The following is a 16,970-nucleotide window of genomic DNA, read 5'->3' as shown; positions in this document are numbered from 1 at the left end:
TGCCAACACCGCGCCTTCGGGCGGGTGTTCGTCGCGCGCACTGATGTGGTCACCCTTTGTGCCGCCAAGGGTGCGCAGCGTGCAAATCGGCGAAGTCTATGCCTCCGTGGGACGCCTGTGCATGAGGTTGCGTGAATACGCCGAAGTGCCGAACGGGCCGGGTTAGGCTCTCGCGTTACGCGCCGAGTTGATACGTAATCAGGCACTTGTTCCCAGGTTCCTTGATTGTTCGAAAACCGACCTGAATCGACCGCCAGAGGGCTTACATGGTTCGTCTTGAAGCACCACCCAAGGAACAGTCACCACCCAAGGAACAGACATCACCGGGATTCCGCGCGCTGGTCCTCCCCGTCCTCCTCGTCACCGCGGCGACCACCCTCATGGTGGTGCTCGTGGAGGACGCCGCCCGGATACCGCTCGCGCTGTACGGGGCCGGGGCCCTGGTCGTCATCGGCTGGTGCGCGGGGGAACTGGCGCGCAGGCGGCGGGCTGTCAGCGTGCTCCACGAGCACTACGCGCACCGGATCTCCCTGCTGGAGGGCCGCCTCGCCCAGCACGACGAAGAGAGCGTCCGGCTCGGCAAGGAGCTGGTGCCCGCCGCGATCCACCGGCTCCGCCAGGGCGAATCGCCCGACGAGGTGATCCGCGTCGTCGTCGACGGCGACGAGCGCTACCGCGAACTGCCCGCCGCCCAGCGGGCCTTGCTCAAGTACGTGCTCCAGATCGTCGACGACGAGGAGGCCATGCGCGAGTCCGCGCAGCGCTCCTTCGTGAACATCGCCCGCCGCGTCCAGTCCCTCGTACACCAACAGGCCAGTGAACTGCGGGAGATGGAGGACGCGCACGGCCGCAACCCCGAGGTCTTCGACGATCTGCTGCGGATCGACCACGGCACCGCGCTGATCGGCCGGCTCGCCGACTCGATCACCGTGCTCGGAAAGGCCCGGCCCGGACGCCAATGGCCCCGTCCCGTACCGCTGTTCAGCGTGTTGCGCGGGGCGATGTCGCGGATCCTGGAGTACCAGCGCGTCGACCTGCACTCGATCTCCAAGGTCGCGATCATCGGCACCGCCGTCGAACCGCTCATCCACGCCTGCGCCGAACTCCTCGACAACGCCACCCGCTACTCGCCGCCGCAGACCCGCGTCCATGTCACCGCGGTCGAGGTGCAGACGGGGATCGCCATCGAGATCGAGGACGGTGGCGTCAGCCTCAGCGAGGAGGCGCGGGCCCGCGCCGAGCGCATGCTCGCGCGCGCCCAGGCCGGTATCGACCTCAACGACCTCGGCGAGACCCCCCGGCTCGGCATGGCCGTGGTCGGGCGGCTCTGCCAGATGTACCACCTCCAGGTCTCGCTGCGGCAGTCGGCGTACGGCGGCGTCCGCGCCGTCCTCATCGTGCCGCGCTCCATCGTGACCACCGGGCCCGCACCCGGGATCGCCCACGGCATCGGCGCCTCGGCGCTGCCCCGCGGCAGCGTGTCGGACCTGCCCACGACGGATGTGCTGCGCCCCGCCAACCGGGTGCCGCGGCCGGTCACCGGCCCCCGGCGCCCGGCCCCGGTCGCGGCGGTGGGGGAGGACGACGTGCCGGTGGTGACGGAGTGGACGGAGAACGGTCTGCCCCAGCGCCGCAGCCGGGGCCGCGCCCCGCTCGGCTCGCACAACCTCGGTCTCCAGGGGGCCGGGTACGGGGGCGGCGGCCGGGCGGGCGACCAGCCGTACGGCCCGCTGAACGGCGGCGCCAACGGCACGGCGAACGGTGCCGCGAACGGCCGCGCCCACGATCACGGCGGAATCGGCCCCGGAAACGGGTTCGGCCCTGGAGCCGCGAACAGCCCGGGAGCCGGAGGCGCCGGAGCCGCCGCAGCCGGTGACCGTACGCCGGAGCAGAAGCCCGGACCCGGCATCTGGCTCGAAGCGTTCACGAAAGCGGTCAACGGCACCCCCGGGGAGCCCGCGGCCGGAACAGGAGAGTCGCCGGGCCGGACCGGCGACCACGGTGAATCCGACGATGTGCGGGGCAAGGGAGATCTGAAGTGATCCAGCAGCGGGCGAACATGGACTGGATGCTCAAGGAACTCGCCGACGGCGTGCCGCAGATCCAGCAGATCGTGGTGCTCTCCGCCGACGGGCTCAGGATCGCCCGGCACGGCGGCGACCCGGACGTGGCCGACCGGCTCGCGGCGGCCTGCGCCGGGCTCCAGAGCCTGGCCGCCGCCGTCGCCGCCGAGATCCCGCTGAGCGACGGCCGGATGCGGCTCGTCGTCATCGAGGTCGGGGGCGGCTTCTTCTATCTGATGGAGGCCGGCGCGGGCGCGTATCTCGCGGTCCTCGCCGACGACACGGTGGACGCGGGGCTCGTCGGCGCCCGGATGCGGGACATGGTGGTCCGGATCGGAGCCCATCTCACCAGTCCGCCGCGCCATGACGGGCAGGCCGGATGACCCCGCCTCCCCGACGTGAACGCCGGCAGCCGGAAGCGCCGGAAGTGGACGTAGGAGACCCGGAACGGCTCTATGTGATCACCGGCGGCCCGGACGGCGCCGAACGGGCCCCGCTCGACCTGGTCACCATGATCGTGGCACAGGTGGAACCGTCACCGACCGTCCAGCCGGAACAGGCCGCCATCCTGCGGCTCTGCCACCGGCCGCTCTCCGTGGCCGAGATCTCCGCGTATCTCAGCCTCCCCTTCAGCGTGGTGACCGCGCTGCTGACCGAACTCCTCGCGACCGAGCTGGTCGAATCGCGCGCACCCGTCGTCCGCGCCGCGCTTCCCGACCGGTCCCTTCTCGAAGCGGTGATGCATGGACTCCAGAAACTCTGACACGATCACCGGCCCGCGGGCCGAGGACATCCTCCCCACCACGGCCACCTCGGCGGTGAAGATCGTGATCGTGGGTGGTTTCGGGGTCGGCAAGACGACCATGGTCGGCTCGGTCAGCGAGATCAGGCCCCTCACCACCGAGGAGACCATGACGCAGGCCGGGGTGGGGGTGGACGACAACCGCGGGGTGGAGAGCAAGACCGCCACCACCGTCGCCATGGACTTCGGCCGGATCACCCTCACCGAACACCTGGTGCTCTACCTCTTCGGCACCCCGGGCCAGGAACGCTTCTGGTTCCTGTGGAACGGCCTTTTCGAAGGCGCACTGGGTGCGGTGGTCCTGGTCGACACCCGCCGGCTCGAAGTCAGCTTCGACGTGATCGGACGCCTGGAGGAACGCGGCGTACCGTTCGTCGTCGCCGTCAACACCTTCCCGGACGCCCCGTACCACCCCGTCGAGGCGCTGCGGGCCGCGCTCGACCTGCCGGAGGAGGTGCCGATGGTCGACTGCGACGCGCGGCTGCGGGCGTCGAGCCGGGATGTGCTGCTGACGCTGATGAGCTACCTGCACACGCTCTCCGCGCCGCCCGGGTGACGCGCACGGCGCCCTCGCCGTACCCCTCCCCGCACCCGCGCCCCTCCCGTACTCCCTCTGTACTCCCTCCCCCTCTCGTACTCCCTCTCCCTCCCGTACTTTCCCCGACTCTGGAGCGACCGTGACCACCCCCTTCCCCCAGCGACCCGGTCCCGACGGCCATGCCGTGCCGCCCCCCGGCTGCCCGGCCCACGGCCTGAACGCCGGCGGCCTGCTCCCCACCGGCCTGCCCGCCGGGCCGGTGAACGGCGTGGCCCCGTCCCCGTACGGCTTCGGCCCGGACGGCTTCGCCCCGCACGGTCCCGCCCCGCACGGTCCCGCCCCGGCCGGACTGCGCCGGTTGTACGGGCCCGAGGCCGAGAACGACCCGATGGGCCTGTACGAGAAACTGCGCGCCGAACACGGTTCCGTGGCGCCCGTGCTCCTCCAGGGGGACGTCCCCGCCTGGCTGGTCCTCGGCCACAGCGAGAACCTCCACATGACGCGCACGCCCTCGCAGTTCTCCCGGGACTCCCGGCGCTGGCGCGCGCTCCACGACGGCAGCGCGCCCCCCGACCACCCGCTCGCGCCGATCTTCACCTGGCAGCCCATCTGCGTCTTCGCCGACGGCGCGGACCACGAAAGGCTGCGGGGCGCGGTCACCGACTCGATCGCGCGCATCGACCACCGGGGCGTACGCCGCTACATCAACCGCTACAGCAACCGGCTGGTCAACGATTTCTGCCAGGCCGGGCAGGCCGATCTCGTCAGCAGTTTCGCCGAGCACCTGCCCATGATGGTGATGGCGCAGATCATCGGGATGCCGGAGGAGTACAACGAGCGGCTGGTGCAGGCGGCCCGCGACATGATCAAGGGCACCGCCACCGCCAACGAGAGCAACATGTACGTGATGGCCGTCCTGACCCGGCTGGTCGAGCGGCGCCGGACCGCGCCGGAGGAGGACTTCGCGACCTGGCTCACCCAGCATCCGGCGGGGCTGACCGACGACGAGGTGAGCCAGCATCTGCGGCTCGTGCTCATCGCCGCGTACGAGACCACCGCCAACCTGATCGCCAATGCGCTGCGGATGGTGCTCACCGACCCGCGGTTCCGGGCCCAGTTGAGCGGCGGCCACATGACCCTGCCGGAGGCGGTCGAGCAGACGCTGTGGGACGAGCCGCCGTTCACCACCATCTTCGGCCGCTGGGCGGTCGGCGACACCGAACTCGGCGGGCAGTCCATCAAGGCGGGCGACGCACTGGTCGTCGGGATCGCCGCGGCCAATGTGGACCCGGTGGTACGGCCCGACGTCAACGCCTCCATGCGGGGCAACCGCGCGCATCTCGCCTTCAGCGGCGGCCCGCACGAGTGCCCGGGCCAGGACATCGGCCGTGCCATCGCCGACACCGGGATCGACGCGCTGCTGCTGCGCCTGCCGGATCTGCAGCTCGCCGTGGAGGAGCACGAACTGCGCTGGTCGGCCGCGTTGATGTCGCGGCAGCTGCAGGAACTGCCGGTGACGTTCTCGCCCCGGCCGCCCCAGGACGTCACCGGACCGCCGAGTGCGACGGCCTCCGTACCGCGTCCGCGGTGGCAGGTCGACTCGCCCGTGCCCGGTGCCGCGCCGGGCACGCCCTCCGCACCCCCGGCCGCGGCGGTGCCGTCGGCGGCTCCCGGGGGCGGGGACCCGGACGGTGGCCCGGCGATGCCGTCTCCGGCTTCGGCTCCCTCCCCCGTGCCGGTGGCGGTTGCCGTTCCCGTTCCGGAGCAGCGCCCGGGCACCAGCGCCCCCCGGCGAGCCTGGCAGGCCGTCGCCCGCTGGTGGCGCGGGTACTGACCGCACGGCCGCGCGGGCACGAGCGGGGTGCCGGGCCGCGGGGAAGGGGAGGGGGAGGGGGAGGGGTCAGTGCGCCGGGGCGAGCTGATCCCACCACCAGGCGATCGTCGGGATCGGCAGCGGCTCCGGGCTGTTGTCGGCCGGCTGCTGCTTCCACCATCCGCCGGTCGGGGTCCGCGGACCCGAGGCCACGGTGTAACGGGGGCAGAGCGACGCCCAGTCGAGGTGGCCCCGGACGAACTGGGCGAGTCCCCGCACGTAGCGCCGCAGGCCCTCGTCCGCCTCCTCGGCGACCTGCGCGGCCAGCCGGTCGAAGAGGACCATCATCCGGTCCCGCATCGCCACCACCCGGACGAGCGCGCGCTGCGGATCGCACCCCTGTTCCTGGCAGACCACATCGATCAGATTGAGGTCGTCGCCCACCCGCTCCAGCTCCTTGTTGCGGGAGTAGAGGTCGTTGTCCCAGCTCACCAGCGTCCAGGTGATCTCGGTAAGGGCCCGTACGCGCGCGTCCTGCAGGTCCTCGTCCGGCACGGAGAAGCCGCCGACGATCTCGATCATGGCGGTGGACGGCGCCATGCCGATGGCCCGCATCCACAGCGTGACGTAGTCGTCGAGCGACGGCAGCCGGGCATCGCTGCGCCAGGACGCCTCCCACACCAGCCCCGAGGTGTAGACGCGCATCGCCTCCGTGAACCGGCGGAGCTGGCGGGCCGAGGCGTACTGCTCCAACTCCAGCCGGAGCAGGCGCAGTGCGGCGGTGTGCGGCGAGTCGCCCGCCGAACCGGTGTCCGGCGCCTCCAGTGCGCGCATGATGCGCGAGGTCTCCTGGGCCAGCCGGTCCGCCGTCGCCCCGGACTCGTCGCACACCGCGTCGTCCAGGGAGAAGAGCACGGCGTGCAACTTGGCCATCAGGGCGAGGGGACCGAGCTGTCCGTACGGCATCGTCGCCGCGGCGAGACCGCCGAAGTCGCAGACGGCGAGGCGTTTGAGCTGCCGCTCGTCCTCGTCGAGCCGCCGACTGCGCATCCACCGCACGGTCCGGTCGTTGAGTACCCCGCCCGCGCGGTGCCGGGCGGGCGGAACCGGACAGTAGAACGGTACGGCCGGAAGCTGCTGGGTCAGGTGCTGTTCCGAGACACAGGTCACGATCGGCCTCCAGATGCGGGACGGGCGGAGCGCGGTGCGCTGACGAGGCGGGATGCCGTGGGGACAGGGGCGTAGGGGAGCGTATAGGGCCATGTCGGATCGTCAACAGCGGCGCAAGTGCCCGGCGCCTGGCTGGAATTGACTGATTGTGAGCTGTCCTGATCAAGCTGGTCCGGGTTCCGGTAAGCCCGTCGGGGAAGCGGTTCACGCCCCCCTGATACGGACTTCCCCGCGCCGTCACGCGCCTTCACCCGCCTCCTCACCCCACCCCGGCCGGCGCCCGTGGCGCGGTCCCCGGCGGTGATTTCGTCACGGCCCGTGTCCGGACCGTACCGAATCCGGAGGCTTCCGGATCGGGGACAGTACGTCAATGAACGGTCCTGCGGGGAGACGAACGCACCCGATCCGTCTCCGTACCCCCGGGTCGGGTTCAGCACCGCGCGCGGAAGCGGCGGAAGAAGGCCCGGACGTCGTCGACGAAGAGCCCGGGCTGCTCCAGCGCGGCGAAGTGGCCGCCGCGTTCGAACTCCGTCCAGTGGACGACGGGACGGTGCCGCTCGGCGAGCCGCCGGACCGGACGCGCGAGATCCCCGCCGAAGACCGCGACCCCGGTCGGCGTGGGATACGGCTCGCGCGCGGAACCGGACGGGGTGCGGGTGTGCGGGGCGTGGGCGTGTTTCCAGTACAGCCGCGCCGATGAACTTGCCGTACGGGAGAGCCAGTAGAGCATCACATTGGTCAGCAGCCGGTCGCGCGGCACAGCCTCCTCCGGCGCTTCCGCCGAGTCCGTCCACTCCCCGAACTTCTCCACGATCCAGGCGAGCTGGCCGACCGGCGAGTCGGTGAGCGCGTAACCGAGGGTCTGCGGCCGGGTGCTCTGGAGCTGCGCGTACCCCGACATCTCGGCGTACGCGGCGGACGTACGGCGCAGTCGTTCCCGGTCGTCGTCGCCGAGCGCGGCGGCCACGGCCGGGTCGTCGGGCGGCGGGGTCAGCAGGGTGTTGACGTGGACGCCGACCACATGGGCCGCGTCGGCACGGCCCAGTTCGAGGGTGATCGCATGCCCCCAGTCACCGCCCTGTGCGCCGTACCGGTCATAACCGAGTCGCCGCATCAGCTCGGCCCACGCCCGGGCGATGCGGCGCACCTCCCACCCGGGGCCGGTGGTGGGACCGGACAGCCCGTAGCCGGGGAGGGAGGGGATCACGAGATGGAAGGCGTCGCCGGGGGCCGGTGCCGGCGGGTCGGTCAGCGGGCCGATCACATCGAGGAACTCGACGACAGAGCCCGGCCAGCCGTGGGTGAGCAGCAGCGGGAGCGCGTCGGGCCGGGGTGAGCGGATGTGCAGGAAGTGGACGGTGGCGCCGTCGATCGTGGTGGTGAACTGCGGGAAGCCGTTGAGCTCGGCCTCCTGGGCGCGCCAGTCGTAGCCGTCGGCCCAGTACGCGGCCAGTTCCCGGAGGTAGGGGAGCGGGACGCCCTGCGACCAGCCGGCGCCGGTGGCCGCGGCGGGCCAGCGGGTCGCCGCCAGCCGGGCGGCGAGATCGTCCAGCTCCCGCTGCGGTACGGCGAGGGTGAAGGGGGTGAGCGCCCCGGGACCGGGGGAGGCGGGGGCGGTCATGCGCGGTTCCCGTCGTCGTCCCGGGCGTGGTGCCGGCGGCCGTCCTGCTCGTCGATCCAGCGGCTGTGCGCCTCCCAGGCGGCCTGTTTGCTGGTGCCCAGAGCCGCTCCGATCCGGGACCAGGACGCGCCGGCGCGGCGCGCCGACCGGACGGAGAGCTGGCGTCCGTACGCCGCCTTGCGGGCGATCAGCTCGCTCAGCGCCAGCAGCTCCAGCGTCTCGTCGCGGGTCAGTGCGGCGGTGTCATCCGTGTCGGGGGCGTACAGCGACTCGCGGGTGCGCAGCTCGTCGTAGCGTGTGACGGCGGTGCGCAGGGTGAAGCGGCTCTCCAGCTCCTCCGGGGTGGACATGGGCCGAGTCTTCCGTCAGGGCGGCTTGACGTCAAGGCTTCTTGACGGCGTGTCCGCGCCGGGACGCCGCCGGTGGCCGGAGGTCGGTGGCTGGAGGTCGGTGGCCGGAGGCTGGAGGGCGATGGCCGGAGGCGAGGACCCGGACATGACGGTGGGCCCCTCTCATGGAAGGGGCCCACCGTCATAGGGTGCGCCGCGCCCGTCCCCACGGTGCGGCGCGGGCGGACCGTCGTCATCCGCTCGGAACGACGGTCCGCCGGTCAGGGGTGTGCGCCGGTCCGCAGACCGAGCGCCGGAAAGACCGAGGCCTCCAGGAAGCGCGTGAGATACGCCTCATCCGCGTACTGCCCCTCCATCGTCGGCCGCGCGCGCGTCACGCCGATGAGCTGGGCGGCCACGAACTCGGCGGCGGGGTTGTCCGCCGTCAGCTCACCCCGGGCCACGGCGCGCTCCAGCATGGCGTCGATGGCCGCGATCTCCGGTTCGATGAGGGCTTCCCGCAGCGCCAGCAGCAGTTCCGGGTTCTGGGACGCGGCATGGCTCAGTGCGTGCAGCAGCGCCGTGTCGCGTCCCGCGCCGACCGCCGCCACGCGGGCCGCCGCCCTCAAGTCCCCCTCCAGCGTACCGGTGTCGACATCGGCGAGCTTGACGCAGCGCGTACCGCGCAGTGCGGCGGCGACGAGCTGCGGCTTGGTGCGCCACTGCCGGTAGAGCGTGGACTTGCCGCAGCGGGAGCGGGCGGCGACGCCCTCCATGGTCAGTGCGTCGTAGCCGCTCTCCCTGAGTACGTCGAGAGCCGCCTCGTACAACTCCAGTTCGCGTTCCGGGGTGATTTTGGAGCGGCGCTGCGGCGTCGTCATCGTCTCTCCTCGGCTCTCATGCTCGGCGTCGGTACCGCAGTGTACCGATACGCCAGTGTACCGAAACGGATGCGTATCGGTACACTGGCGTATCGATACGGCGGGGTACCGAACCCGCCGCCTGCCACCACGTCGTCCCAGGGCGCCGTGCCGTCCACGCAAGGGGGCCCGATGAGCGCCGAGATGACCGTCGCGGTGGCGCTCTCCCTCGTCTCCGCCGTCGCCTACGCCTGCGCGGCCGTCGCGCAGGAACGACTCGCCGCCCGTACGGAGCCGGGGACACCCCTGGTCACGCTGTTGCGCCGGGGCGCCTGGTGGACGGCCGTCGGGCTGAACGCGACCGGCGCGCTGCTCCATGTCGTGGCGCTGACGTACGGCCCGCTCACGGTGGTCCAGCCGCTGGGGGCGCTCACCCTCGTCGCCGCCGTACCGCTGGGCGCCCGCCGTGCGGGGCGGCAGGTCAGCCGGGGTGAGTGGCGCGGTACGGCGCTCACCCCGGCCGGTCTCGCGGTGATCCTGCTGACGGCCGCGGGCGCGGCCCCCGAGCGGACGCTGACCCTGCCGCAGGCGCTGGGCGTCGCCGGCGTCGCGATGGCCCTGGTCGCCGTGCTGACCAGGCCGGGGGCCCGGCCGGGGCTCCGTCACGCGGCGGCCTCCGGGATCATCTCCGGCGTCGCCTCCGCCCTCACCCAGACGGTCACCGTCGCCGCCACGGAGCTCGACGAGGCCACCGGCGCGCTGCCGCTCTGGCAGGTGGGCGCGGTGGCCCTGGTCGTCGCGGCCTTCGCCTCGGCCGGGCTGCTGCTCTCGCAGACGGCCTACCGGGGCGGCCTGGGAGCGCCGCTCGCGGTGCTGACCCTGGCCAATCCGGTCGCCGCGTCCGTCATAGGGCTGGTGCTGCTGGGCGAAGGGCTCCAGGGCGGCCCGCCCGGGATCGCCGCGGCGCTCGTGGGCGCCGTGGTCGCGGCGCGCGGAGTGGTCCTGCTCACGCGGACGGCCGCGGTGGGCGGACCCACGGCGGATGCCTTCGCACCGGATGCCCTCGCACCGGATGCCCTCGAACTGGACGCCCTCGAACCAGGCGCGTTCGAACCGGATGCTCTCGAACCGGACGCGCTCGTAAGGGGCGGCACCACCCGAACGGCCGTGTCCCGGCGCGCCGTCTGTCCCGTACCCCCGCGCACGCCCCCGCGCTCCGAGCCGTACACCGCGCCCGTCCCCGCACCGGCCGACCTGGAAGAAGCCGAGGTCAGCGCTGACAACGGGCGCGTGCCACGCCAACGGCGACTGCTACGGCGCTCCAGGGCCGCCGCGTGACGTCCGTGTGAAGCTGCGCTGTGGACCCGCTTAAGAAATCCTCGATGGACCGGAGCGGCCGGGGTCGGCACATTGGAGTCGATCACCGTTCAGCACCATCACCCCCGGGAGCGGCGCCCCATGAAGGCACTTGTGAAACAGAAGGCCGAGCCGGGGTTGTGGCTCATGGACGTACCCGAGCCGGAGACCGGCGACGGCGACGTGCTGATCAAGGTCGCCCGTACCGGCATCTGCGGCACCGATCTGCACATCCGGTCCTGGGACGGCTGGGCCCGCGGGGCCGTCACGGCGCCCCGCGTCCTCGGCCACGAGTTCGTCGGTGAGGTGGTCGCCGTCGGTACCGCCGTACGGGAGATCGCCGTCGGGGATCTCGTCAGCGGCGAGGGCCATCTGGTCTGCGGCACCTGCCGCAACTGCCTCGCGGGCCGGCGTCACCTCTGCCGCAGCACGGTCGGCCTCGGCGTCGGCCGGGACGGCGCGTTCGCGGAGTACGTCGCGCTGCCCGCCTCGAACGTCTGGGTCCACCGCTCCGACGTGGACCTCGACATCGCCGCGATCTTCGACCCCTTCGGCAACGCCGTGCACACCGCGCTCTCCTTCCCGCTCGTCGGCGAGGACGTGCTCATCACCGGCGCGGGCCCCATCGGGATCATGGCCGCCGCGGTCGCCCGGCACGCCGGGGCGCGCAATGTCGCCATCACCGACGTCAGCCCGTACCGCCTCGAACTGGCCCGCAAGGCCGGCGCCACCCTCGCCCTCGACGTCTCCGCCCCCGGCACCGGCATCGCCGAGGCGCAGCGCCGTCTCGGCCTCAAGGAGGGCTTCGACATCGGCCTGGAGATGTCCGGCCGGCCCGAGGCACTGCGCGACATGGTCGACAACATGACGCACGGCGGCCGGATCGCGATGCTGGGCCTGCCCGCCGAGGAGTTCGCGATCGACTGGTCGAAGATCGTCACCTCGATGATCACGGTCAAGGGCATCTACGGCCGCGAGATGTTCGAGACCTGGTACGCGATGACCGTGCTGCTCGAAGGCGGGCTCGACCTCACCCCCGTCATCACCGGCAGTTACGGATACGAGGAGTTCGACGCCGCGTTCGACGAGGCGGCGACCGCCCGCAGCGGCAAGATCATCCTCGACTGGACCCGCTGAACCCCGGTCCTCGCCCCGCCCGCAGCCGCAGCAGCCGCAGCAGCCCACAGAACGAACGCACAGGGAGCCCCCATGTACGGGTCCGTCCGGGACGATCTGTCCGCCACCCTCGACGACATCCGCGCCGCCGGCCTCTTCAAGCCCGAGCGTGTGATCTCCACCCCGCAGAGCGCCTCCGTCGCCGTCGCCGAGGGCGGCGCGCCCGGCGGCGTACTCAACTTCTGCGCCAACAACTACCTCGGCCTCGCCGACCACCCCGAGGTCGTCGCCGCCGCCAAGGACGCGCTCGACCGCTGGGGCTACGGCATGGCCTCCGTACGGTTCATCTGCGGCACCCAGGAGATCCACAAGGAACTGGAGCGGCGGCTGTCCGCGTTCCTCGGCCAGGAGGACACGATCCTCTACTCCTCCTGCTTCGACGCCAACGGCGGCGTCTTCGAGACCCTGCTCGGCCCGGAGGACGCCGTCATCTCCGACGCCCTCAACCACGCCAGCATCATCGACGGCATCCGGCTCTCCAAGGCCCGCCGCCTGCGCTACGCCAACCGCGACCTCGCCGAGCTGGAGACCCGGCTCAAGGAGACGCAGGACGCCAGGCGCCGGCTGATCGTCACGGACGGCGTCTTCTCCATGGACGGGTACGTCGCCCCGCTCGACGAGATCTGCGACCTCGCCGACCGCTACGACGCGCTGGTCATGGTCGACGACTCGCACGCCGTGGGGTTCGTCGGCCCCGGTGGCCGCGGCACGCCCGAGCTGCACGGCGTGCTGGACCGCGTCGACATCCTCACCGGCACGCTCGGCAAGGCGCTCGGCGGTGCCTCCGGCGGCTATGTCGCCGCGCGCGCCGAGATCGTCGCACTGCTGCGCCAGCGCTCCCGGCCGTATCTCTTCTCCAACTCCCTCGCCCCGGTCATCGCCGCCGCCTCCGTCAAGGTGCTCGACCTGCTGGAGAGCGCGGGCGGGCTGCGGGAGCGGCTGAACGCCAACACCCGGCTCTTCCGTACGAAGATGACCGAGGCCGGTTTCGAGGTACTGCCCGGCGACCACGCCATCGCCCCGGTGATGATCGGTGACGCCGCGGCGGCCGGCCGGATGGCGGAGCTGCTGCTGGAGCGCGGCGTGTACGTGATCGGCTTCTCGTACCCCGTGGTGCCGATGGACCGCGCCCGGATCAGGGTGCAGCTCTCCGCCGCGCACTCCACCGAGGACGTGGAGCGGGCGGTCCGGGCGTTCGTGGACGCGCGGGAGGCCATGGCGAACGAGACGGGGAGCGAGACGGGGAACGAGAACTGACGGTGCCCGGGCGACCTGGCAGGATGGCGAGGGTGATCGACCCCCGCCGGCTGCGCGTCCTGCGGGCCGTCGCGGAGCACCGTACGGTGACCGCCGCGGCCGCCGCCCTCTACCTCACGCCCTCGGCCGTCTCCCAGCAGCTCGCCGCGCTGGAGCAGGAGACCGGCCACGCCCTGCTGACCCGCAGCGGCCGGGGCGTGCGGCTGACCGCCGCCGGGGACATCCTGCTCGCCCACGCCCACCAGGTCCTCGCGCAGCTCGAACGCGCCGAGGCGGAACTGGCCGCGTACGCGGGCGGCACGGCCGGTGAGGTCACGGTCGCCGCGTTCGCCACCGGCATCGCGGAGGTGCTCGCCCCGGCGCTGCGGCAGCTCGCCGGGGACCATCCCGACATCCGGGTCCGGGTCCGGGACGCCGAGGGCGACGAGAGCCTGCCGCTGGTGCTCGACGGGGAGGCGGACGTCGCCGTGGCGGTCGAGTACCGGGGCGCCCCGCGCGAGGACGATCTCCGGCTCTCGCGCGTGGCACTGTACGCGGAGCCCTTCGACGCGGTGCTCCCCGCCGCCCATCCGCTGAGCCTCGGCGCGGAGGTCACCCTCGACGGTCTCGCCGACAGCGACTGGATCGGCCCCTACCCGGGCAACCCCTGCCACGACGTCATACAGCTCGCCTGCGAACTGGCCGGCTTCCAGCCCCGCCTGGCGCACTCCTCGGACGACTTCCGCGCGGTGGTCGCGCTCGCGGGCGCGGGCGCCGGGGTCGCGCTGGTGCCGCGCTCGGCGCTGCGCGGCATGGAGCTGAAGGGCACCGTCGTACGCCCCGTGGCGGGCCCGGCCGCGACCCGGCGCGTCTTCGCCGCCGTACGCCGGGGAGCGGAGGAGCATCCGCTGATCCGGCCGGTGCTGGCGGCGCTGTCGCTGGCGGCGGCCGGGGTGGCGACGGGGTGAGGGGCCCCGCGGGGGTTCAGCCGAGCAGGATCAGCAGGAGCACCAGGACGGCCACGGCGCCCGCCGTGGCCCCCGACGCGCGCAGCAGCAACAGCCGGGACGGTACGCGGGTGACGGTGAGACCGCGGTCACCGGGGAGTACGTAGAAGACCCAGTTCGGCTGGTTCAGCAGCTTCAGCCGGGCCAGCCGCAGACTCCGGACGCTCACCTCGCGCGCGATCTCCCTGGGCTCGCGCGCGAGATGGCCTTCGAGGGAGCGGCGGTGGATCCGGTCGACGCCGTCCGGCACGGCGAACGGGTCGCTCCCGGCGGTGGTCAGCTCGGTCCAGCCGGCCGTGCGCCCGTCCAGCCGGTGACGGACCGCGCGGGGCCAGCTCTGCTTCGGCAGCGTCAGGGTGCGGACGGACGGCCTGCGCCGGACGACGCCCCGGACCCAGCGCACGAGGCTGCCCTTGCCGCCGCACTGCGCGTGGTCGATACGGCGGGAGCCGTCGCACTCCTCGCAGCGTATGACGTTGCTGCCGCCGCACGTGGCGCAGGTGACGACGCCCCGGCCCTTGCAGCCGGCGCAGGCCGCCTCCTTGCCGCGGCAGCGGGCACAGGTGGTCCTGGGCGGTGCCTCGCCCCGTTCGCTCCGGCGGGGCCGCGCCGCGGTGTCCGCCGGGGGCTTCCCGCCCGCCGGGGACTTCCCGCCCGTCGCTGGCTTCCCGGTGCCCGTGCGCCGCGCCGGGCCCTCGCGGCGCGGCGGGTCAGGACAGTGGGTGCAGGAACCGACGCCCAGGCAGTCCGGGCAGACGACCGTCTCCGGATCGGGGCACGGTCGCCTGCCCTTGCCCTGGCAGCCGGGGCAGGTGATGCGGCCGTTGTCGCAGCTGCAGATGATCTCCTTGTCGGAGCCCTCGCGCACCAGTTCCAGCGTCAGCGTCTCGTGGGCGTCCTGCGGCGGCGCGAGGACATAGCTCCGCACGTCGTCCTGGTAGCGGGGGCGGCCGGACAGATCGAGCGGTCCGTGATGCTCGGCGTCCTCCTGCTCGCGGGTCTCGACGCACCGGACGGTCCGGGCGCGCAGGAGCTGGTGACGTTCGATCTTCCGGACGCGCTCGGCCAGTTCGCGGTGCGGATGGCGCGTCCGGCGGTTGCCGCCGCCGTACGCGAGGACGGCTTCGAGGAGCGCTTCCTCGGACGGTTCCCCGGTGGAGTGCGGCGGATCGGCGCCGGACTCCGCCTTCTCGTACGGCCCTTCCCCGGACGGTGCGTCGGACATGGCCGGTCCCCCTCCCCGACGCGGGCCGCGCCCGCACAGACCGCAGCGTAGAGGGGCGGCCGGGGCCCCCTCAAGGGGCGTGCGGGGGCGCTCGTCGGCGCGCACCGGGGCGCGTACCGTCCGTCGTACGGGGGCCGCGTCATGCCTGTCGTACGGGGGCGCGGGACGCGGGCCTCTCCCGTACGACGGGCTCTCAGGACAGCAGGCTCGGCGCCGCCTTGTCCAGCACCGCGCCCACCCGCTCCCAGGTCTCCATGTCCCGCTCCACCGGCTCCAGTTCGGTCCCCGCGCCGGAGGTCCAGGAGGTCGCGACCGCCACCGGGTCCTCGCCCGTCGCCGCGCCCGCCGCCAGCGCCGCGGCGCCGAGGGCGACGAGTTCGGCGTCGGCCGGCACGATCAGCGGCCGGCCCGAGAGGCGCTGTACGGTCTCCACCCACATCCGGCCCTGCGCGCCGCCGCCGACCAGTCGCATCGGGCGGCCCGCCACCGCGGGGTCCGCCGGATCGAGCCCGCACGCGCGCAGCACCTCGTCCAGCGCGCGCAGCACCGTGACGGCCGCGCCCTCGTACGCGGCGCCCAGGAGCTGCTGCGGCGTGGTGTCGTGGCGGATCCCGGTCAGCAGCCCCGACGCGTTCGGCAGGTCCGGGGTGCGCTCCCCGTCGAGGTACGGCAGGACGACGGCCTCGCCGCCCGGCACCGCGTCCTCCCGGTCGAGCCGGAACAGCGCGGCCATCTTGTCCACGGCCAGGGTGCAGTTGAGGGTGCAGGCCAGCGGCAGATACGTGCCGTCGGCCGCGGCGAACCCCGCGAGCGCGGGGGAGGCGGGGCGGGTGCGGGTGGCGGCGAAGACCGTGCCCGAGGTGCCCAGGGAGAGCACCGGGTGGTCGAGCAGGCCCGCGCCCCCGAGGCCCAGGCCGACGGCCGCGCTCATGTTGTCGCCGGTGCCCGCGGCGACCGCGACCCCGGCGGGCAGGCCGAGTTCGGCCGCCGCCCCGGCCGTCAGCGAGCCGACCCGGGTGGCCCCGGTGGCCGCGACGGCGGGCAGCAGGGCGGGGTCGAGACCGAGCAGCGCCAGCAGCTCCTCGTCGTACCCGCCGGTCGCCGTCGAGTACCAGCAGGTCCCCGAGGCGTCGCCCGGATCCGTCGCCGCGGTCCCCGAGAGGCGCTCGGTGAGGAAGTCGTGGGGGAGCCTGACGGCGGCGGTGGCCCGGGCGACCGCGGCGTCGTTCTCCCGCAGCCACTGCCACTTCGAGGCGGTCATCGAGGCCACCGGCACCGAGCCCGTACGCGCCGTCCAGGCCTCCGGGCCGCCCAGCGTCTCGGTGAGCGCGGCGGCCTGCGGGGCCGAGCGGGTGTCGTTCCACAGCAGAGCCGGGCGCAGCGGCCGGCCACCGCGGTCCAGCACCACCAGGCCGTGCTGCTGTCCCGCGACCGCGATCCCGGTCACGGCCGCCGGGTCCGTACCGGACTCCTTCAGCCCGGCCGCGACCGCCTCGCGCAGCGCGTCCCACCACACCTCGGGGTCGGTCTCGCGCGCCCCGCCCTCGCCGGTCACCCGGTGCGGCGCGCGGCCCACGGCGAGCAGCCGGCCGGTGGCGGCGTCGGTGAAGGCCGCTTTCGTGGACTGGGTGGAGCTGTCCACGCCGATCACGACCGGGCTCTGCGACATGGGTGTACCTCTTCCGAGCAGCAGTTTTGGACGTTGGGAGAACAAATTACGCGATGGTGCCGCGCACGGGAACCGTCCCGCCGATCATCGCCCCGGCCGGGAGCC

The 16,970-nt window shown here is 73.2% G+C and carries 15 protein-coding genes; 9 read left to right on the top strand and 6 right to left on the bottom strand.

Annotation, left to right across the window (positions count from 1 at the left end; all coding sequences use genetic code 11):
* Positions 1–266: 266 nt before the first annotated feature.
* The 5 genes from ACFXKG_RS04100 (at position 267) to ACFXKG_RS04080 (ending at position 5,237) form a co-directional block, all read left to right on the top strand.
* Positions 267–2,042, top strand: a complete 1,776-nt coding sequence (locus ACFXKG_RS04100; protein ID WP_384831991.1) for a sensor histidine kinase — start codon at positions 267–269, stop codon at positions 2,040–2,042.
* Positions 2,039–2,446, top strand: coding sequence for a roadblock/LC7 domain-containing protein (locus ACFXKG_RS04095; RefSeq protein WP_365811849.1), 408 nt, complete (start codon positions 2,039–2,041; stop codon positions 2,444–2,446). The genes ACFXKG_RS04100 and ACFXKG_RS04095 overlap by 4 nt, the downstream gene beginning before the upstream one ends.
* The gene (locus ACFXKG_RS04090; RefSeq protein ID WP_382892064.1) at positions 2,443–2,826 is read left to right on the top strand and encodes a DUF742 domain-containing protein; all 384 of its coding nucleotides are present in this window, start codon (positions 2,443–2,445) and stop codon (positions 2,824–2,826) included. Before ACFXKG_RS04095 ends, ACFXKG_RS04090 begins: the two co-directional genes overlap by 4 nt.
* Positions 2,807–3,421, top strand: a complete 615-nt coding sequence (locus ACFXKG_RS04085; protein ID WP_384831986.1) for an ATP/GTP-binding protein — start codon at positions 2,807–2,809, stop codon at positions 3,419–3,421. Before ACFXKG_RS04090 ends, ACFXKG_RS04085 begins: the two co-directional genes overlap by 20 nt.
* Positions 3,422–3,542: 121 nt before the next feature.
* Positions 3,543–5,237 (top strand): cytochrome P450, encoded by a 1,695-nt coding sequence (locus ACFXKG_RS04080; RefSeq protein WP_384831983.1) that lies wholly within the window; start codon positions 3,543–3,545, stop codon positions 5,235–5,237.
* Between the two features lie 66 nt (positions 5,238–5,303).
* On the opposite strand, the gene ACFXKG_RS04075 is transcribed toward ACFXKG_RS04080, so the two are convergent.
* The 4 genes from ACFXKG_RS04075 to ACFXKG_RS04060 all read right to left on the bottom strand — a co-directional run bounded on the left by ACFXKG_RS04075 (position 5,304) and on the right by ACFXKG_RS04060 (position 9,217).
* A complete protein-coding gene (locus tag ACFXKG_RS04075; protein ID WP_384831980.1) occupies positions 5,304–6,386 on the bottom strand; it encodes a hypothetical protein in 1,083 nt (360 codons plus the stop codon).
* A gap of 430 nt (positions 6,387–6,816) precedes the next feature.
* Complete coding sequence (locus ACFXKG_RS04070; RefSeq protein ID WP_384831978.1) at positions 6,817–8,007, bottom strand: epoxide hydrolase family protein; 1,191 nt, start codon at positions 8,005–8,007, stop codon at positions 6,817–6,819.
* Positions 8,004–8,357 (bottom strand): hypothetical protein, encoded by a 354-nt coding sequence (locus tag ACFXKG_RS04065; protein ID WP_384831975.1) that lies wholly within the window; start codon positions 8,355–8,357, stop codon positions 8,004–8,006. The genes ACFXKG_RS04070 and ACFXKG_RS04065 overlap by 4 nt, the downstream gene beginning before the upstream one ends.
* Positions 8,358–8,617: 260 nt before the next feature.
* Complete coding sequence (locus ACFXKG_RS04060) at positions 8,618–9,217, bottom strand: TetR/AcrR family transcriptional regulator (protein ID WP_384831972.1); 600 nt, start codon at positions 9,215–9,217, stop codon at positions 8,618–8,620.
* A gap of 171 nt (positions 9,218–9,388) precedes the next feature.
* Here ACFXKG_RS04060 and ACFXKG_RS04055 point away from each other — a divergent pair, with 171 nt between their 5' ends.
* The 4 genes from ACFXKG_RS04055 to ACFXKG_RS04040 all read left to right on the top strand — a co-directional run bounded on the left by ACFXKG_RS04055 (position 9,389) and on the right by ACFXKG_RS04040 (position 13,932).
* Positions 9,389–10,534 carry a DMT family transporter gene (locus ACFXKG_RS04055; RefSeq protein WP_384831969.1) on the top strand — a complete coding sequence of 382 codons (1,146 nt, stop codon included), beginning with the start codon at positions 9,389–9,391 and terminating at the stop codon, positions 10,532–10,534.
* 120 nt (positions 10,535–10,654) lie between these two features.
* A complete protein-coding gene (tdh, locus tag ACFXKG_RS04050; RefSeq protein WP_384831966.1) occupies positions 10,655–11,689 on the top strand; it encodes an L-threonine 3-dehydrogenase in 1,035 nt (344 codons plus the stop codon).
* Between the two features lie 72 nt (positions 11,690–11,761).
* A complete protein-coding gene (locus tag ACFXKG_RS04045; protein ID WP_384831963.1) occupies positions 11,762–12,985 on the top strand; it encodes a glycine C-acetyltransferase in 1,224 nt (407 codons plus the stop codon).
* 32 nt (positions 12,986–13,017) lie between these two features.
* Positions 13,018–13,932 (top strand): LysR substrate-binding domain-containing protein, encoded by a 915-nt coding sequence (locus ACFXKG_RS04040; protein ID WP_384831960.1) that lies wholly within the window; start codon positions 13,018–13,020, stop codon positions 13,930–13,932.
* 16 nt (positions 13,933–13,948) lie between these two features.
* On the opposite strand, the gene ACFXKG_RS04035 is transcribed toward ACFXKG_RS04040, so the two are convergent.
* Both ACFXKG_RS04035 and xylB read right to left on the bottom strand, forming a co-directional pair.
* Complete coding sequence (locus tag ACFXKG_RS04035; RefSeq protein ID WP_384831956.1) at positions 13,949–15,196, bottom strand: hypothetical protein; 1,248 nt, start codon at positions 15,194–15,196, stop codon at positions 13,949–13,951.
* 193 nt (positions 15,197–15,389) lie between these two features.
* Complete coding sequence (xylB, locus tag ACFXKG_RS04030) at positions 15,390–16,865, bottom strand: xylulokinase (RefSeq protein WP_384831953.1); 1,476 nt, start codon at positions 16,863–16,865, stop codon at positions 15,390–15,392.
* Positions 16,866–16,970: the final 105 nt, after the last annotated feature.

The sequence above is a fragment of the Streptomyces sp. NPDC059255 genome, from assembly GCF_042752355.1.
Lineage (GTDB): Bacteria > Actinomycetota > Actinomycetes > Streptomycetales > Streptomycetaceae > Streptomyces.
The sequence above is the reverse complement of the archived record's forward strand: the minus strand, read 5'-3'. Positions and strand labels throughout refer to the sequence as shown.

Bases quoted from the DNA above. Each gene is read 5' to 3' on its own strand.
- ACFXKG_RS04100 (WP_384831991.1), top strand. From the start codon at position 267: ATGGTTCGTCTTGAAGCACCACCCAAGGAACAGTCACCACCCAAGGAA.
- ACFXKG_RS04090 (WP_382892064.1), top strand. From the start codon at position 2,443: ATGACCCCGCCTCCCCGACGTGAACGCCGGCAGCCGGAAGCGCCGGAA.
- ACFXKG_RS04085 (WP_384831986.1), top strand. From the start codon at position 2,807: ATGGACTCCAGAAACTCTGACACGATCACCGGCCCGCGGGCCGAGGAC.
- ACFXKG_RS04070 (WP_384831978.1), bottom strand. From the start codon at position 8,007: ATGACCGCCCCCGCCTCCCCCGGTCCCGGGGCGCTCACCCCCTTCACC.
- ACFXKG_RS04065 (WP_384831975.1), bottom strand. From the start codon at position 8,357: ATGTCCACCCCGGAGGAGCTGGAGAGCCGCTTCACCCTGCGCACCGCC.
- ACFXKG_RS04060 (WP_384831972.1), bottom strand. From the start codon at position 9,217: ATGACGACGCCGCAGCGCCGCTCCAAAATCACCCCGGAACGCGAACTG.
- ACFXKG_RS04055 (WP_384831969.1), top strand. From the start codon at position 9,389: ATGAGCGCCGAGATGACCGTCGCGGTGGCGCTCTCCCTCGTCTCCGCC.
- tdh (WP_384831966.1), top strand. From the start codon at position 10,655: ATGAAGGCACTTGTGAAACAGAAGGCCGAGCCGGGGTTGTGGCTCATG.
- ACFXKG_RS04045 (WP_384831963.1), top strand. From the start codon at position 11,762: ATGTACGGGTCCGTCCGGGACGATCTGTCCGCCACCCTCGACGACATC.
- ACFXKG_RS04035 (WP_384831956.1), bottom strand. From the start codon at position 15,196: ATGTCCGACGCACCGTCCGGGGAAGGGCCGTACGAGAAGGCGGAGTCC.
- xylB (WP_384831953.1), bottom strand. From the start codon at position 16,865: ATGTCGCAGAGCCCGGTCGTGATCGGCGTGGACAGCTCCACCCAGTCC.